10 protein-coding genes are annotated in these 14699 nt (G+C 62.4%); 1 reads left to right on the forward strand and 9 read right to left on the reverse strand.

Annotated elements, in window-relative coordinates:
* Nucleotides 1-400 precede the first annotated feature (400 nt).
* Nucleotides 401-1738, reverse strand: a complete 1338-nt coding sequence (locus AAAX59_RS03880; protein WP_349070699.1) for a hypothetical protein — start codon at nucleotides 1736-1738, stop codon at nucleotides 401-403.
* A gap of 218 nt (nucleotides 1739-1956) precedes the next feature.
* On the opposite strand from AAAX59_RS03880, the gene AAAX59_RS03885 reads away from it, so the two are divergent.
* A complete protein-coding gene (locus tag AAAX59_RS03885) occupies nucleotides 1957-3138 on the forward strand; it encodes a cation diffusion facilitator family transporter (protein WP_349070700.1) in 1182 nt (393 codons plus the stop codon).
* 18 nt (nucleotides 3139-3156) lie between these two features.
* Here the strand turns inward: AAAX59_RS03885 and AAAX59_RS03890 are convergent, their stop codons facing one another.
* The 8 genes from AAAX59_RS03890 to AAAX59_RS03925 all read right to left on the reverse strand — a co-directional run bounded on the left by AAAX59_RS03890 (nucleotide 3157) and on the right by AAAX59_RS03925 (nucleotide 14684).
* Nucleotides 3157-4146, reverse strand: coding sequence for a hypothetical protein (locus tag AAAX59_RS03890; RefSeq protein ID WP_349070701.1), 990 nt, complete (start codon nucleotides 4144-4146; stop codon nucleotides 3157-3159).
* 179 nt (nucleotides 4147-4325) lie between these two features.
* On the reverse strand, nucleotides 4326-5993 hold the full coding sequence (locus AAAX59_RS03895) for a formate--tetrahydrofolate ligase (protein ID WP_349070702.1): 1668 nt from the start codon (nucleotides 5991-5993) through the stop codon (nucleotides 4326-4328).
* A 144-nt stretch (nucleotides 5994-6137) separates the two neighbouring features.
* Entirely contained in the window at nucleotides 6138-7205 is a 1068-nt protein-coding gene (gene ruvB, locus AAAX59_RS03900; protein ID WP_022095140.1) for a Holliday junction branch migration DNA helicase RuvB, read from the reverse strand.
* Complete coding sequence (gene ruvA, locus AAAX59_RS03905; protein ID WP_271736621.1) at nucleotides 7205-7825, reverse strand: Holliday junction branch migration protein RuvA; 621 nt, start codon at nucleotides 7823-7825, stop codon at nucleotides 7205-7207. The genes ruvB and ruvA overlap by 1 nt, the downstream gene beginning before the upstream one ends.
* A complete protein-coding gene (gene ruvC, locus AAAX59_RS03910; RefSeq protein ID WP_022095142.1) occupies nucleotides 7825-8346 on the reverse strand; it encodes a crossover junction endodeoxyribonuclease RuvC in 522 nt (173 codons plus the stop codon). The genes ruvA and ruvC overlap by 1 nt, the downstream gene beginning before the upstream one ends.
* Before the next feature lie 242 nt (nucleotides 8347-8588).
* Nucleotides 8589-10574, reverse strand: coding sequence for a hypothetical protein (locus AAAX59_RS03915; protein WP_349070704.1), 1986 nt, complete (start codon nucleotides 10572-10574; stop codon nucleotides 8589-8591).
* A 117-nt stretch (nucleotides 10575-10691) separates the two neighbouring features.
* Entirely contained in the window at nucleotides 10692-11054 is a 363-nt protein-coding gene (locus tag AAAX59_RS03920; RefSeq protein ID WP_055285739.1) for a desulfoferrodoxin family protein, read from the reverse strand.
* Nucleotides 11055-11219: 165 nt separating this feature from the next.
* On the reverse strand, nucleotides 11220-14684 hold the full coding sequence (locus tag AAAX59_RS03925) for an SNF2-related protein (protein ID WP_349070705.1): 3465 nt from the start codon (nucleotides 14682-14684) through the stop codon (nucleotides 11220-11222).
* Nucleotides 14685-14699: the final 15 nt, after the last annotated feature.

The following is a 14699-nucleotide window of genomic DNA, read 5'->3' on the forward strand; positions in this document are numbered from 1 at the left end:
GAAGCGCACCCGCAGGAGCCCGCGGATATTAGCTTGCCAGGCAAGCGTCGACTAAGCCATGCAGCGTGCGCGGGCCCTCCCGACGGGAAACGAAAAAGCCCGGTTTCAAACCGGGCTCGAACGAACATGCCTATTGACAATGGCTTTCTCATATTAAAGGGCCGGTTGCAGCCGGCCCTTAAGACACTTGTACCTGCGTTGCCCGCGCTTCCAAAGTTGACCGACTGAGGAGCGGGTTCCGCGGCACAACCTGATTTTACCCGGTGGGGCGGCTCTTTTGCAGCCGCTCCACTGTTTATTTACATCTGGCACCCTCAAACAATCAGACGGCAGCCCGCACTCCTGAGAGCTGCCCCGCACCCCCGGCCATCACCTTACGGCAACAACCGGTGCTACTCCCCTACTTCCCAAATAGCGCACCCAGCAGACCGCGGCGTTTGGGCTTCTCCTCTCGGTAGGAACCCTCGACGGCGGCTGCAACCTGGCGCGGTTGCTCGCCGCCTCCACGGCGCACGATCTGGTACAGGAAGGGCGATTTAACGTATTTGACCTCGACGGGCGTGGCGTGCACGGTGCTCTCACCGGACAGATGCAGGCTCGGGCTGAGCGGCGCCACGATATGCGTTTCGCGCTTGTCGCTAAACACCACCGCGGCCGCGCGGCCCGTCTGGCCGTTTACGGCAATGCGCACCTGCTCGCCATCGCGGCCGTCTGTCGCCGGACGATCGACAAAGTAGACCGGCACCATCACCAGGCCGTCCTTATGTTTGCGGGCCTTGCGCGCCCACATGCGAATGCTCTTTTTATTGAGCCCCAGTACAGCCTCGGCGTCGTTGCCCGCAACGTCGAGCGCCAACTTATCAATGACCACCTGGTCCTTGGTAGACGCATCGACTGAGACGACGCGAAAGTCACCTTCCTGCATGGCGGGATCGAACGGACCGACCTTGGCAAAGTCCCACGGCTCCAAAATGCCCATGAGGCGAACGTCCAGGTAGTTTGCCCTGGGGTATGCCCAGTCGAGCACCTCGTAGTACACCAAGGCCTCCTTGCTCAGGCCCTTGCCCGGGAAGCTCGCCATCATGCGCAAGTCCGCCAGCGCCATGGGGAAATAGAAGAGCATCATGTCGTTTTGGATCGCGTCTTCCACGTCGTGCCCGGCAAAGGCATCCGGATACTGGCGCACCAGCTGCAGCGCGTTGGCACGTGCCTGCTGCGGCGAGATTTCGCAGGGAATACCCTGCTCGGGCACATACTCCGCACCAACGCCCATGGTCAGGCGCTTGCTAAACGTCCCCGGCTTGAGCAGGTCCGCAATGCCGATCTTATTGCCGCAGGACGGGCACTCAAACACACGCTGCGTTGACTCGCCCTCAAAGGACGCTCCGCAGAAGGGGCAAGGAATGCTCACATGCGTGGCCTCTTGGAACTCCTGCGCCGTGCCGCGATCCTCCCACAGCAGATGTTCCAGGACCGACTGATTGCGCCAGTGCGCATTGAAGAAATACCAGTCCGGGTCCTGCGGGCGCTCGAGTTGCGACACATGCGTGAGTTTGAGCAGTCCATCCACCACCGTCAACGGCGTATGGCGAATACCCAAAGCGCTCTTGGGCTCTCCGGCGTCCGCCTGCCACGGAACCACCGTGCCGCAATAGGCGCACTCAAAGCTGCGCTTAGCCTGGTGCGAGTACATAGGGCCGCCGCAGTTTTGACATTTAATGGCAAACATCTCGTCCATGGAAACGTCCTCCTTTGCACAGGGGCTGTCGACATTAAGTATGTCGAGCAAGCAGGCACATGCCCATACCCATGTGGCCCAAAATGGACCACCCAGGCAGACGAGAAGGCTCGCTCGTTAGCACCGGCAGACTATTGCTGCATTTTCTGAGCATCGGCGCACGGCGCCCCCGTGCGAGCTACACTATTCCCTTAAACATGATTGTGAGGACGACCGCTATGCTATTTGTAAATCGGCTGGTACATACGCTTGTTCCCGGCAGCGAGAGCGAGCCGGTCGATGCATCTTGCCGCACCAACGCGGGCTTTTCCGCAAGCCTCGTCTGCATTGGCCTCAACATCACCCTGTGCCTGGCCAAGGGCATCGCGGGTCTGCTCGCCGGCTCCGTCTCCCTCATCGCCGACGCTTTCAACAACCTCTCCGATGCCTCGAGCAACATTGTGAGCCTGCTCGGTTTCCGCCTTGCCAGCCGCCCGGCAGACGAAGGCCACCCCTATGGTCACGGCCGCTACGAGTACCTAGCCGGCCTGTTCGTCGCCGTCCTGGTTTGCGCCGTCGGCATCAACCTGATTCTCGAGTCGGTCACTAAGATCATCAAGCCCTCGCCCACCGCTTACACGTTTATTTCCCTTGCGGCACTGGCTACGTCCATGCTCGTTAAGCTCTGGATGGCAGCGTTCAACCGCACGCTGGGCAACCGCATCGATTCCGAGACGCTCATCGCCACGGCGCAGGACTCCAAAAACGACGTCATCACCTCGGGCTCGGTCTTGGTGGCGGCGCTTATTTCGCAGACGACCGGCTTTGATCTCGATGGCTGGGCAGGCCTGGGTGTGGGCGTCTTCATCTGCATCAGCGGTCTGGGCCTGGTGCGCGACGCCATCAGCCCGTTGCTGGGGCAAGCGCCCGACCCCAAGCTCGTCCAGGCAATCCGCGACAAGATCATGTCCTATCCGCAGGTCTTGGGCACACACGACCTCATGGTGCACGACTACGGCCCCGGTCGTCAGTTTGCCAGCGCCCACGTGGAGATGCCCGGCGAGGGCGACGCGTTTGAGCACCACGAGATTCTGGACACCATCGAGCACGACATCAAGCGCCAGATGGGCATTGGTATCACGCTGCACTGCGACCCCATCGCGACAACCGGCGATGACTTGCGCGGCTGGGTCAAGCGCGGCGTCATGCAGATCGATCCCGCGCTCTCCATCCACGATCTGCACGAGCACGACGGGTTCGTTTCGTTTGACCTGGTGCGTCCCGACGGCTTTGACATATCCGACGAGGAGCTGCTGGAGCTCGTCACGCGCATCGTGCACGAGCGCCGGCCCGATGTCTCATGCGTCGTCACGTTTGATTCGGGCTTCAGCTCGCCCGAGCGTCCGGCCGAGCAGCTGTAGCCCCGCTCCGCTCGTCCGCTAGTTTCCCTGCGCGCCCGAGATGCCGTTTTGCAGGGCGTTCCAGGCATCCGTCGCCATGCCGCCCAAGTTCTGCGCGGTATCGCCCAGGTTCTGAGCGGTGTCGCCCAGCTCCTGCGCCTTGTCTCCCAACTCCTGCGCCTTGTTGCTCAAGTCCTCCAGCGTATTGGAGCTCGAGCTGTCGGTACCGCTTTGGCCGTCGGACGAGTTGCCCGAACTGTTCTTGTGCGTGAGTTGAATTTCGAGGTTGCCGTTGTCGTTATAGTAGGCAGAAGTAACGACCCAGTTGGCATCGACGACGGGCGTTGAGCCATCATCAGTCAGGACCACGGCATTCGAAAGATCGGCGCCGCGCGACTTGAGGATCTTCTTGGCGTTGGACCAGTACTGCCCCGGGATATCGCTCAGATCGACGGTGCTAGACGAGGCGGACTCGGTTTGCTCGGCAGTGGCATCGGCCGTTGAACTCCCCCGCTTGTTGAGCATGCCCGACACGATGGCAAACACAATCGACAGCGCAAAGAAGATCGCCAGTACGATGAGGATCTTCTTGATCACGCTCGACGAACGCGACGGCTTCCTCTCCTCGTCCTCGCCATATTGCGGAATCGACTTGGGGTACTCGCGATACGGCTCGCGCGACTCGTAGCGAGGCTGCGCCGTGCGAGGCATATACGTCGTCTGCTGAGGCTGCGGAATGGGATTTTGCGGCAGGTCATCATAGGGATTCGGCGTCGAGGCAGCATAAGAATCCTGCGGCGCGTAATCAAACGGGTCTGCCGCCGCGTTGCCATAGGGGCTTTGCAAAGATGCAGCGTAAGGGTCCTGCGCCGCGTCGCCATAGCCCATAACTCGGGTGAGCTCGGCAGAAGGCTGCGTCGCGGCGGGGTCGACATAACCGGGGTTGGGAACAACGCGGGTCGCATCGGCGCTATCGCCAGCCTGCGCGGAACCGTAGCCGCCCATCACGGTTGTCTTGTCCTGATCCATGCAACGATTCCTTTCCGTCGCCTGTAAGCATCAAGTTATCCATGCATTCTACCAGCGCAAAAGCCTATGATGGGCAGAGTCCGTCGGTATCTACAAGACATGCGCGGGTCTAAGGATCAAAAAGCCCCGCCGGGCCTTGTGGGCACGGCGGGGCGGGCTAGCAGCGATGGACAGCAGACTTAGAACAGGCCGGTGATGTTGCCGTCGTTGTCGACGTCGATGTTCTCGGCCGCAGGGACCTTGGGCAGGCCCGGCATGGTCAGAACACTGCCAGTCAGTGCGACCACAAAGTGGGCGCCGGCGGAAACCTTGAGCTCACGCACCGTGATGCGGAAGTTCTCGGGAGCGCCCAGGGCCTTGGCGTTGTCGCTAAAGCTGTACTGCGTCTTGGCGACGCACACCGGCAGGTTGCCAAAGCCATTCTCGCGCAGCTCGGCGAGCTGGCGCTTGGCGGCCGGCGTAAAGTCAACGCCGTCGGCGCGGTAGACCTTGGTGGCAACGGCCTCGAGGGCATCAGCGACATCAGCGCCGTCCTCATAGGCAAACTTGAGCTCGCTCGGCTGCTCAATCAGACGCATGACCTCATCGGCAAGCTCGAGTGCGCCCTCGCCACCCTTGGCCCAGACCTCGGACAGCTTCACATTGACGCCCAGCTTCTGGCACTCGGACTCGATGAGGGCAAGCTCTGCCTCGGTATCGGTCGGGAAGCGGTTGATGGCGACCACGCAGGGCAGACCGTAGACATTCTGAATGTTGTCGACGTGGCGCAGCAGGTTGGGCATGCCGGCCTTGAGGGCCTCGAGGTTCTCTTCGTTGAGGTCGCCCTTGGCAACACCGCCGTTGTACTTAAGCGCGCGGGCAGTGGCGACGACCACAACAGCGCTGGGACGAACGCCCGTCATGCGGCACTTGATGTCGAGGAACTTCTCGGCACCCAGGTCGGCACCAAAGCCCGCCTCGGTAATGGCGACATCGCCAAAACGCATAGCCATACGCGTGGCCATGATGGAGTTGCAGCCGTGGGCGATATTGGCGAAGGGACCGCCGTGGACAAACGCGGGCGTACCCTCGAGCGTCTGCACCAGATTGGGCTTGAGCGCATCCTTGAGCAGTGCGGCCATGGCACCCTGGGCCTTAAGGTCGCGGGCACGGACGGGCTCGCCGGCAAAGCTATAGCCGACGACAATCTCGCCCAAGCGTTCCTTGAGGTCGCTGATGCTCGTAGACAGGCACAGAATTGCCATGACCTCGGAGGCGACGGTGATATCGAAGCCGTCCTCGCGCGGCACGCCCTGGGCCTTACCGCCAATGCCGTCGATGACGTGGCGCAGCTGACGGTCGTTCATATCGACGACGCGCTTCCAAGTGATGCGCTTAACGTCAATACCGAGCTGATTACCCTGCTGGATGTGGTTGTCGAGCATGGCGGCCAGCAGGTTGTTGGCAGCACCGATGGCATGGAAGTCACCGGTAAAGTGCAGGTTGATATCCTCCATGGGGATGACCTGAGCCCAGCCGCCGCCGGCGGCACCGCCCTTAACGCCAAAGACGGGGCCGAGCGAAGGCTCGCGCAGGGCCACGGCACTCTTGACGCCGCGACGACGCAGGCCATCGGCCAGACCGATGGTCGTGGTGGTCTTGCCCTCGCCCGCAGGCGTTGGGTTGATAGCGGTCACGAGGACGAGCTTGGCCTGGTGATCGGTCGGCTCGTTGAGCAGTGAGTAGTCAACCTTAGCCTTGTCGAAGCCGTACGGAATCAGGTGCTTTACGTCGACGCCGGCGTTCTTAGCCACCTCGGTAATGGGCAGCGGCGTGACGGAACGTGCGATTTCGATGTCAGTAGGCATGGGCGGTCCTTTCGTTACCGAATGAGAAAAAGACCAATTCAGCATAGCACGGGCGCGCAATAGTAAAACACCCGTAACCGATGAATGGCGATATGTTTATCCAATGCTCAGTGATAGCCTACAGACTAGCCAAAACAAAGCGCCCTAAACGGTAGGTTCAATCCCCAGGTGCTCAAAGGTGCGAAGTGTTGCCTGACGACCCTGCGGCGTACGAATCATCAATCCGCACTGCAGCAAATAGGGCTCATAGACATCCTCGAGCGTGCCCGGGTCCTCGCCCACCGCGCTGGCAAGGGTCGTAAGTCCCACGGCGCGACCGGAGAACGTCTTAGCGAGCGTCTCCAAAATGCGAATATCCATCCAGTCCAGACCGAGCTCATCGATCTCGAAGAACTCGAGCGCCTGGCGACAGATATCGAGCTCGATGGGGCCGTTGCCGCGCACCTGTGCGTAATCGCGCACGCGTTTGAGCAGGCGGTTGGCAAGACGCGGCGTGCCGCGCGAACGCGAGCCGATCTCGAGTGCACTGGGATGATCGATCGTCACGCCCAGAATAGTCGCCGAGCGCGTCACAATCTGCGCGAGTTCCTCGACCGTGTAGTAATCCAGGCGATATGAAATGCCAAAGCGGTCGCGCAACGGGCCGGTCAACATGCCTGAGCGGGTCGTTGCCGCTACCAGCGTAAACTTGGGAATATCCAGGCGAATCGAGCGCGCCGCCGGACCCTTGCCAATCACGATATCGAGGGCAAAGTCCTCCATCGCGGGGTACAGGACCTCCTCGACCGAACGGTTAAGGCGGTGGATCTCGTCGATAAACAGCACATCACCCGGCTGCAAGTTGGTAAGGATGGCCGCCAGGTCGCCGGTGCGCGCGATGGCAGGGCCACTCGTCGTCTTGATCTGAGCGCCCAGCTCGTTGGCGATAACGGTGGCCAGCGTGGTCTTGCCCAGGCCCGGAGGACCCGAGAAGATCACGTGGTCGAGCGTCTCGCCACGGCTCTGCGCCGCTTCGATCAACACGCGCAGGCTCTGCTTGATGTGCTCCTGGCCGCAGTAATCGTCCAGGCGCTGAGGGCGCAAAGTGCGGTCGACATCGAGATCCTCGGCCGTCAGCTCCGAGCCCACCATGCGCTCGCCGTGCGCCATGGATGCCGCCGGCGAGTTACCGGGCGTCGCCCACAAGTCCTGAGAGTCATCGGCTTCCCACATCACGCATCCATTCCGAGTCGCTTAAGCGCCGCGCCGAGCAGATCCTCGACACGCATATTCTGCCCATCATACCCGCTCAGGGCAACATCGGTCTCCTGCGGGCTAAAGCCCATGGAAAGGAGCGCCGCACGGGCATCATCGATCACCGAGGGAGCGGCAGCGGGCACGGGCATCGCAACCTGTCCGGGAATCACGTCGACCGGCACAAAGCCCTTATCCTTGGCAAAGGTGCTCTTGAGTTCCAGGATCAGGCGCTGAGCTGTCTTTTTGCCCACACCGGGTACCTTGGCCATGCCCTTGTCGTCCTCGGCCATCACCAGCGAATACAGCTGTCCCACGGTATAGGTGGAAAGCACGGCAAGCGCCAGGCGCGGGCCAACGCCCGAAACGGACACGAGCCGGTCGAACATCATGCGCTCATCCTTTGAGGAAAAACCGAAAAGTGTCATGGCGTCCTCGCGCACCTGCATACGCGTGTAGAGGCAGACCTCGCCACCGGGCGTCGGCAACGTGGCCGCAGTGCTGCCCGAGATGCCGAGCTCAAAGCCAACGCCCGACACATCGACGACAGCAGAGCTCATCGTGGCCTCGACAAGCGTTCCGTGGAGCTGGGAAATCATCAGTATCCGGTTCCTCTCTGTTGATAGAACTCGCCACCGGTGAGGGCGCGGGTGCGGCTGAGGTTTACGTGGCAGATGGCGCAGGCCAGGGCATCGGCGGCATGGTCGGGATGCGGGTCGTGATCGAGCTGCGTGAGTGTGCGTACCATGTAGGCGACCTGCCGCTTGTCCGCGGCGCCAGTGCCCACCACAGCCTGTTTGATCTGCATGGGCGTGTACTCGCCAATCTCGAGTGCGCATTCCGAAAGTGCGACGAGTGCAGCACCGCGGGCATGCGCCGTGGGGATGGCCGAACGAACGTTGGCGCCAAAGTAGATGCTCTCGACAGCAGCCGTGTCGGGTCGATAACGCTCAACGACATCCTTAAGGTCATGGGCGATATGCGACAGGCGCACCGCGAGCGGACTTCCGGCACTGGTCTCGATGCAGCCATAGGCACGGCAGCGAACCTCGCCACGCCGCTCCTCGATAATCCCCCAACCCGTATGAGCCAAACCGGGGTCAATGCCCAAGATAACCAAGCCGACCTCCCCTCGCCACAAGCACAGCGCAAGACAAGGCCCCGCGCATCATTCACGAACGTCTGTTCTAGAATAACACAACGCTAGCCCTATAAGTCAGCCGAGATCGAATTGTAGGTTGAGTATACGCAAGCGAGCGCCCGCCAGAGCGAGCAAGGTGCCTTGAAAGAGGAGGGCATTGACCTGGCGGTCATGTCCGACGATTGAAAGGCAGATTGCCGCTCTGGCGGGCGCGCAGCGACCTAGTTCTGAGAGAAGAACGGAAATTGTCGGGGATCAACCGGCGGATGCGGCATCGGGCCACCCTGGGGCCCACCCTGCGGGCCACCCTGGCCGCCCATCATCTTATCGATGGCGTCCTGAACCTCGCCCTCGAACTTTTTCATTCCCTCGTGTAAACGACGCTGACCGTCCTCAGAGCGCAGCTCCTCCATTTGCTCGGGCGAAATACCCAGTAGCTCACCCAGCACGCCCATCATCTCGTTTCGCACGCGCTCGCTCGTATCCTCGTCAGCAAAACGGCGCACCTCGGCGCGCGCCAGCGAATCGACCGTCATACGCTCCTTGCCGTTAAGCCCCAGGTCGGACCACGCGAGCATATACGGCCAGGCACGCTCGGCAAACGAACGGGCCGAGACGATCGGCGCCATCGGCAACATGCGGCGGGCAGCCTCACCCTGTCGAACGAGCATCAGCAGCAGCGAGCAGGCCTCAGGCTTGCCAGCGGCCATCGGGATGTCGTCGAAAGATCGATTGCGGTCCACGTGCGCCTCGAGCGCGCCATCGACCTCACCCGGCTCAAGCCCGCCGAGCAGCTGTGCCGCACGGTCGAGCATATCGACCGGACCGTCGAGCGTCGAGAGCGCCTGCGCCAGCACGCGCTCCATACAATCTTCCACTGCGTTGAGCGTCACGAGCTCTTGGGGCACCACGACAGACGTGCGGTTGCGCACACGCGCCACAAACTCAAGCGTCGACAGGTACACATCGCCAAAGGGCGCAAAGTCGCCCTGGTAGCCGCCGCAAAGCGCCGGCGCCGCCAGCGCGTACTCGGTTTTGGACAGCGGGCTCAGCGCCATCGCACCCAGCTCGAGCGCCGTATCCTCCAGCATCAGGCCCAGCGTGCGCGAGCGCAGGCGCTCGGCATCGCCCGCCGACACGTCGCGATCGAGCACGCGCGCCGCATCCGGTGCATCGCGCTCGACGGTGCGAATGTGCAGACGCTCGGCGATGGCGCGGACGGCGGCACAGCGGGCAGCCTCGGCTTCTTCCTGCGCCGGCGTAAAGATACGGTTGCGCCCCAGCACCAGGCCAATCACATTGCGCGGGCCCAGAGCGTCGACGGCCAGCGCCGCCAGCAGGGACGACGGCAAGTCACCCTCGAGTGCCACCACAGCACGCGACGCACCGTGGGCTCGGGCGTTGTCGCGCACGGCGAGCACCAGCGCCTGCCACAGCCACTCCTCGGAACGGAACTCGGGCAGTTCGTGATCCTCCAGGGCATCGAGCATCACGCCGCGCTGAATCTCCTGAACCAGCAGGCTCTCCTCAAAGCACGGCGCCTGGGCCACCACGCGACCGCAGTCGTCGAGCACAAACGAACCGCCGGTATACACCGACTCGTCATAGGCACCGACCGGCGCCATGCAGGCAAACCACACGCTGCGCTTGGATGCGATCTTGCGGTAGGCGCCGCTGCGAACGGCAGCAATGGCGGCAGTCTCGCGGTCGGTCATGTCAAACGCGTTGAATTGGAAATACGCAATGAGGTCAACACCGGTCGGCAGCATCTCGAGTTCGCGGTCCAAGTCAAAAATCACGGCGATGCGCACGCCGTCCACGTCGAACACCGGCGGCGCCCAACGTGTGTCGTTGTTCTCGCCACGCTGCAGGGCAATGCTCGAACGCGCCGGCACCACATGACCGTCCTTGAGCATCATGTAGTCGAGCAGCGGCTGGCCCTCAAACGAAACCGCCGCGGGCACGATGCAGATCATGTCAAGCTCCTGGATACGCTCGGCGACACCAGTCAAACCGGCAAGCACGTCGTGCTCAAAGTCGGCAGCGCCCACCAGGCCACCGGGCATGGCGCCCATAAAGAGCGGAGCCGGAACGCACAGCACGCGCGCCCCGCGCTCGTGGGCCAGACGAGCCTGGTCCTCGATGCGGCCGCAAATGCCCTCAATATCACCCAGGCGCATATCGATCTGTGCAAGCGCGAGCTTCATGCCCCAGCCCTTTCCGTCGTAAACCATCGAAATCGTAGTAAAAGCGCCGGCCGCATAATGCAGCCGGCGCTTGCATGTGCATATGCTAGCTATGATACCCCGAGCGGGGGCGCGCTCCTAGAATGTCGCGGACCACAGCCCGTGCAGGTTGCAGTAGGCATAGACGGTACCGGTCTTGGAGCCGCCCGCGAAAAACGTCGCGGGTTTCATGCCGGGCTCAAGGTAATGAACCTCTAAGCGGCCCTCGGCCTCAAGCGCAATCCACTCAATGTAGTGTTCGGGCAGGCTGGGGTGCTCGACCGAGCCAACGCGTGCACGAATCACGTGACCGTCGCGCTCGGTCTCGACAACAGGCACGTGCTTCTCGTGCGCCGCGTCCTCAGTGTTTGCGGTCAGTTCCGTGCAACCGGCAGGGGTCGCAACGTCGTCGCCAAGGGCAGCGATGAGCTTACCGTCGGGGTCCTTAAAGAATTTCGCCATGATGTTCTCCTTTGCTGATGTGCCAATGTTCTTGATGGTTCTTATGCCCAAAGGCAGACAAACCATCCACGGCATTGCAAATGAACACATAACGGATCAGGCAAGCGGTCGGGCCAAAATGCGTCGACCGTCCTGCCCACTCCAGCAGTCCCACCCCGCGCGCGGCTAGCGCCCGTCGCCGCCGAGCAGCGCCAGGACATCCTCGCGCGTGAACAGTGCCGACGAGATGCCGTCGCCGCCGAGCACGCTGTTGACCAGATCGCGCTTGGACTCCTGCATCTGCATAATGCGCTCCTCGATCGTGTCCTTGGCGATGAGCTTGTACACAGTCACGGTATGTTGCTGGCCAATACGGTGTGCACGGTCAGTCGCTTGGTCCTGCGCCGCCACGTTCCACCACGGGTCGTAGTGGATGACCACGTCGGCAGCCGTCAGGTTAAGGCCCACGCCGCCCGCCTTAAGCGAAATCAAAAAGACCGGAACCTCGCCCGCTTGGAACTGCGCGACCATCTTGGCGCGGCTCTCCTTAGACGAAGCGCCCGTGAGCTTAAGGAAGACGATGTCCTCCTTGGCCAAGCGCTTACCGATGATATCGAGCATACCCGTAAACTGGCTGAACAACAGGATGCGATGTCCGCCGTCGTGGGCGCCGTGCACGAGCTCCATGCACGTATCGAGTTTGGCGCTCCCCGCCTTGTAATCCTCGTAGTGTAGACGCGGGTCGCAGCAGATCTGGCGCAGCTTGGTGAGCTCGGCGAGCACCTTGAGCTTGTCTTTCTTAAACTCGGATGACTCGCGGTGCTGCACCTGTTGGGCGATACGGTCCTGGTTGGCCAGGTAGAGCTTGCGCTGCTCGCCGGTGAGCTGCGCCATGACCGTATCCTCGATCTTCTCGGGCAGGTCGGCCACCACGTCTTCCTTGACACGGCGCAGCACAAACGGCGACACGAGCGCTTGCAGGCGAGCGGCACTGTCGCCCTCGGCATGCTCGACCGGGCTTTCGAAGCGCTTTGCAAACGATTCACGCGTGCCGAGCAGGCCCGGCATTAAAAAGTCGAAGATGCTCCAGAGCTCGGATAGGCGGTTTTCGATGGGCGTGCCCGTCAGGGCAAAGCGCACGCCGGCAGGCAAGCGCTTTGCGGCGCGCGCCACCTGGGTGAGCGGGTTTTTAATGTACTGGGCCTCATCGAGCACCGCACGGGCAAAGTCCTGCTCGGCGTACTCGTCGATATCGCGCCGCATAAGGTCATACGACGTCACGACCACGTTATGCTCGGCCACGCCGGCAATCTGTACGCGACGCTGCGCCTTGGCGCCCACGATGGCGCACACATCGAGCGAGGGCGCAAAGCGCTCCAGCTCGGCAGTCCAGTTGTACACGAGTGAGGCCGGGCATACCACGAGCGTGGGCTTGGTGTCCCCCGCCTCCACGCGCGCCAGGATATGCGCGATCATCTGGAGCGTTTTGCCCAGGCCCATGTCGTCGGCCAGGATGCCGCCAAGGCCCAGGTGTTCGAGCGAGCCGAGCCACTGGTAGCCGTCGACCTGATAGCCGCGCAGTGTGGCCTTGAGCGAGACCGGCACCGTAAAGTCTATCTTGCCGAGCGTGTCCAGACGCTCGACGGTACGGCGGAACGCAGCGTCGCGATCGGCCTCAAGCGCCGGCGTGCGCGCAAGCATGCTATCGACGAACAGGGTACTCGACGCGGGGAGCGACACGCCGTCGAGCAGGTCGACAGCATCGACACCCAGGTCCTCGGCAAGGCCAAACGCGGCGCGGGCGCCCTCGTCCAGGCGAATGATGTCGCCGGACGTAAGGCGCGCAAACGTCTGGTGGCGCTTGTACGAGTCCAGATAGATGGCAAGGTCGGCCGCCGAAAGACCGCTCGCGCCCAATTCAACATCGAGCAGGTTGCTCTTGACGGTCGCACGCACCGAAAGCTTGGGCGCGGGACGGACCGAAATCTGGCGCAGACGGTCGCTGAGCATAACCTCACCCAACTCGGACAGGGCAGACAGGCCCTCGGTCAGCAGGCAGAACAAGCTCTCGTCATCGCGTTCCTCAAACGCCAGACCGCCCTCGTAAAAGTCGAAATACAGGGCCGCCGTATCCATAACGCGAAACTCTGCCACCTCGTCGCGGGGCGGCACGCCCGGGCGCTGCTCTTCGAAGGGGCTGCCCGGAGCGCCCAGACTAAAGAGGTCTGCCGACCAGTCGCCGTAGGTAACCGTAATTTTGCAGGTCACGAGCCCATCGTCGACGCCGATTGCCATAGCAAAGCTCGGCTCGGGCGCCACGGTATCGAGCGCAGCGGGCGCGGTAAGGTCGGTATAGTCGCGCAAAATGGGCAGAGCCATACGACAGAACTCCCCCACCTGGTCGGCAGCGATATGGACTGGCGTGCGACAGGGCAGCAAGCGCGATAGGAACGGCGCCGCATGCTGGGCAAACGCCACATCGGTGCGGCGCGCACGGCGGGTGTCGACCAGATAAGCTACGTCGCCCGAAGCAAAGCAGTATGCATCGGCCGGCAGGCGCAGATCGTAGCTACCACCAGCCGCCGGCGCGATTTTGGCGGCAAGGAGCGGTGGGCGCTTAGCGGACGCCTCGTCCTCCCCTTGCGGAGACAGCTCAACCGCCACGTCATAGGTGCGATGCGTCGTCGTCCCCCGCGACCAGGCGGGCTCAAAAGAGATGGTCTGGCCGCGCAGCAGGTCCAGCACATATACGATGCTATGCTCGGACAGCGGCAACTGACGCTCGGCGACAAAACCGCTGCGGGCAAAGTCGTACGACGCCGAACGCGAGCTTGTGATGTCATCGAGATAGGCAACTGTCGTCAAGACAAGGCTGAGCAGCTTTGTCGACACATCTTCGAAGGCTTCGGGCGTATGGACAAACGTGAGCTTCTTGCCGTACGAGAAGGTGCCGCCGCGCACGTAGGCATCGGCCATGCCGTCGATATCCTTGACCACGTAGGACACCGAACCGCGGCGAATGCGGAACTCGAGCGCCCAGCTAAAGCGGTCGGCGAACAGCGGATTGTAGTACGGCACCAACGAGGGCTCCAACGCCGCTTTGGGGGCGTCGGGACCAACGGCACCGGCAAGCTTGCGGCGCATGCTCGCCAGCTCATCCATGCGCGCGTTCGAAAGATCGGAGAGCGCCGCCATGAGGCTGGGGCTCGTGGGGACAGGTGCTGGGAAGGGAAAGTTGGGGTTGACCGTGGGCGTTGTAGGCGCGGGACGCGCGGACTGTTTGGGCTGAGCCGCAAACGTGCGGACCGGCGTGCGCAAACCTTCGACGGGCTCGGCACCGCTGGCGTCCAGGTACGCCAGCGCCGTGGCGATGGCGTGCTTGCACATGCCGGGGTAGCGATAGGCAGCGGGGCAATCGCAGTCGTAGTCGATCACCTCGTGCTCGTCCATGTCAAGCGCCACGTGCGTCTTGTACAGGTCGCCGCGCGAGCCGCGCACCGAGCCCTCAACCGTCACGTTTTTGGAGAAGCGCGAGCCGCTGTCCTCGATCGACAGAACGGCGCCGTTGAGCATGAGCGAACGCCCCTTCATAAAGGTTCCGCTCAACGCCGCCTCTTTGCGAAGCGCCTGCACAAACGTCCCCTGCGCCATCACTTCCTCCAATCT

This window comes from Collinsella sp. CLA-ER-H2 (genome assembly GCF_040092405.1).
In the GTDB taxonomy this organism is placed as follows: domain Bacteria; phylum Actinomycetota; class Coriobacteriia; order Coriobacteriales; family Coriobacteriaceae; genus Collinsella.

Bases quoted from the DNA above. Each gene is read 5' to 3' on its own strand.
- AAAX59_RS03880 (WP_349070699.1), bottom strand. From the start codon at position 1,738: ATGGACGAGATGTTTGCCATTAAATGTCAAAACTGCGGCGGCCCTATG.
- AAAX59_RS03885 (WP_349070700.1), top strand. From the start codon at position 1,957: ATGCTATTTGTAAATCGGCTGGTACATACGCTTGTTCCCGGCAGCGAG.
- AAAX59_RS03890 (WP_349070701.1), bottom strand. From the start codon at position 4,146: ATGGATCAGGACAAGACAACCGTGATGGGCGGCTACGGTTCCGCGCAG.
- AAAX59_RS03895 (WP_349070702.1), bottom strand. From the start codon at position 5,993: ATGCCTACTGACATCGAAATCGCACGTTCCGTCACGCCGCTGCCCATT.
- ruvB (WP_022095140.1), bottom strand. From the start codon at position 7,205: ATGTGGGAAGCCGATGACTCTCAGGACTTGTGGGCGACGCCCGGTAAC.
- ruvA (WP_271736621.1), bottom strand. From the start codon at position 7,825: ATGATTTCCCAGCTCCACGGAACGCTTGTCGAGGCCACGATGAGCTCT.
- AAAX59_RS03915 (WP_349070704.1), bottom strand. From the start codon at position 10,574: ATGAAGCTCGCGCTTGCACAGATCGATATGCGCCTGGGTGATATTGAG.
- AAAX59_RS03920 (WP_055285739.1), bottom strand. From the start codon at position 11,054: ATGGCGAAATTCTTTAAGGACCCCGACGGTAAGCTCATCGCTGCCCTT.
- AAAX59_RS03925 (WP_349070705.1), bottom strand. From the start codon at position 14,684: ATGGCGCAGGGGACGTTTGTGCAGGCGCTTCGCAAAGAGGCGGCGTTG.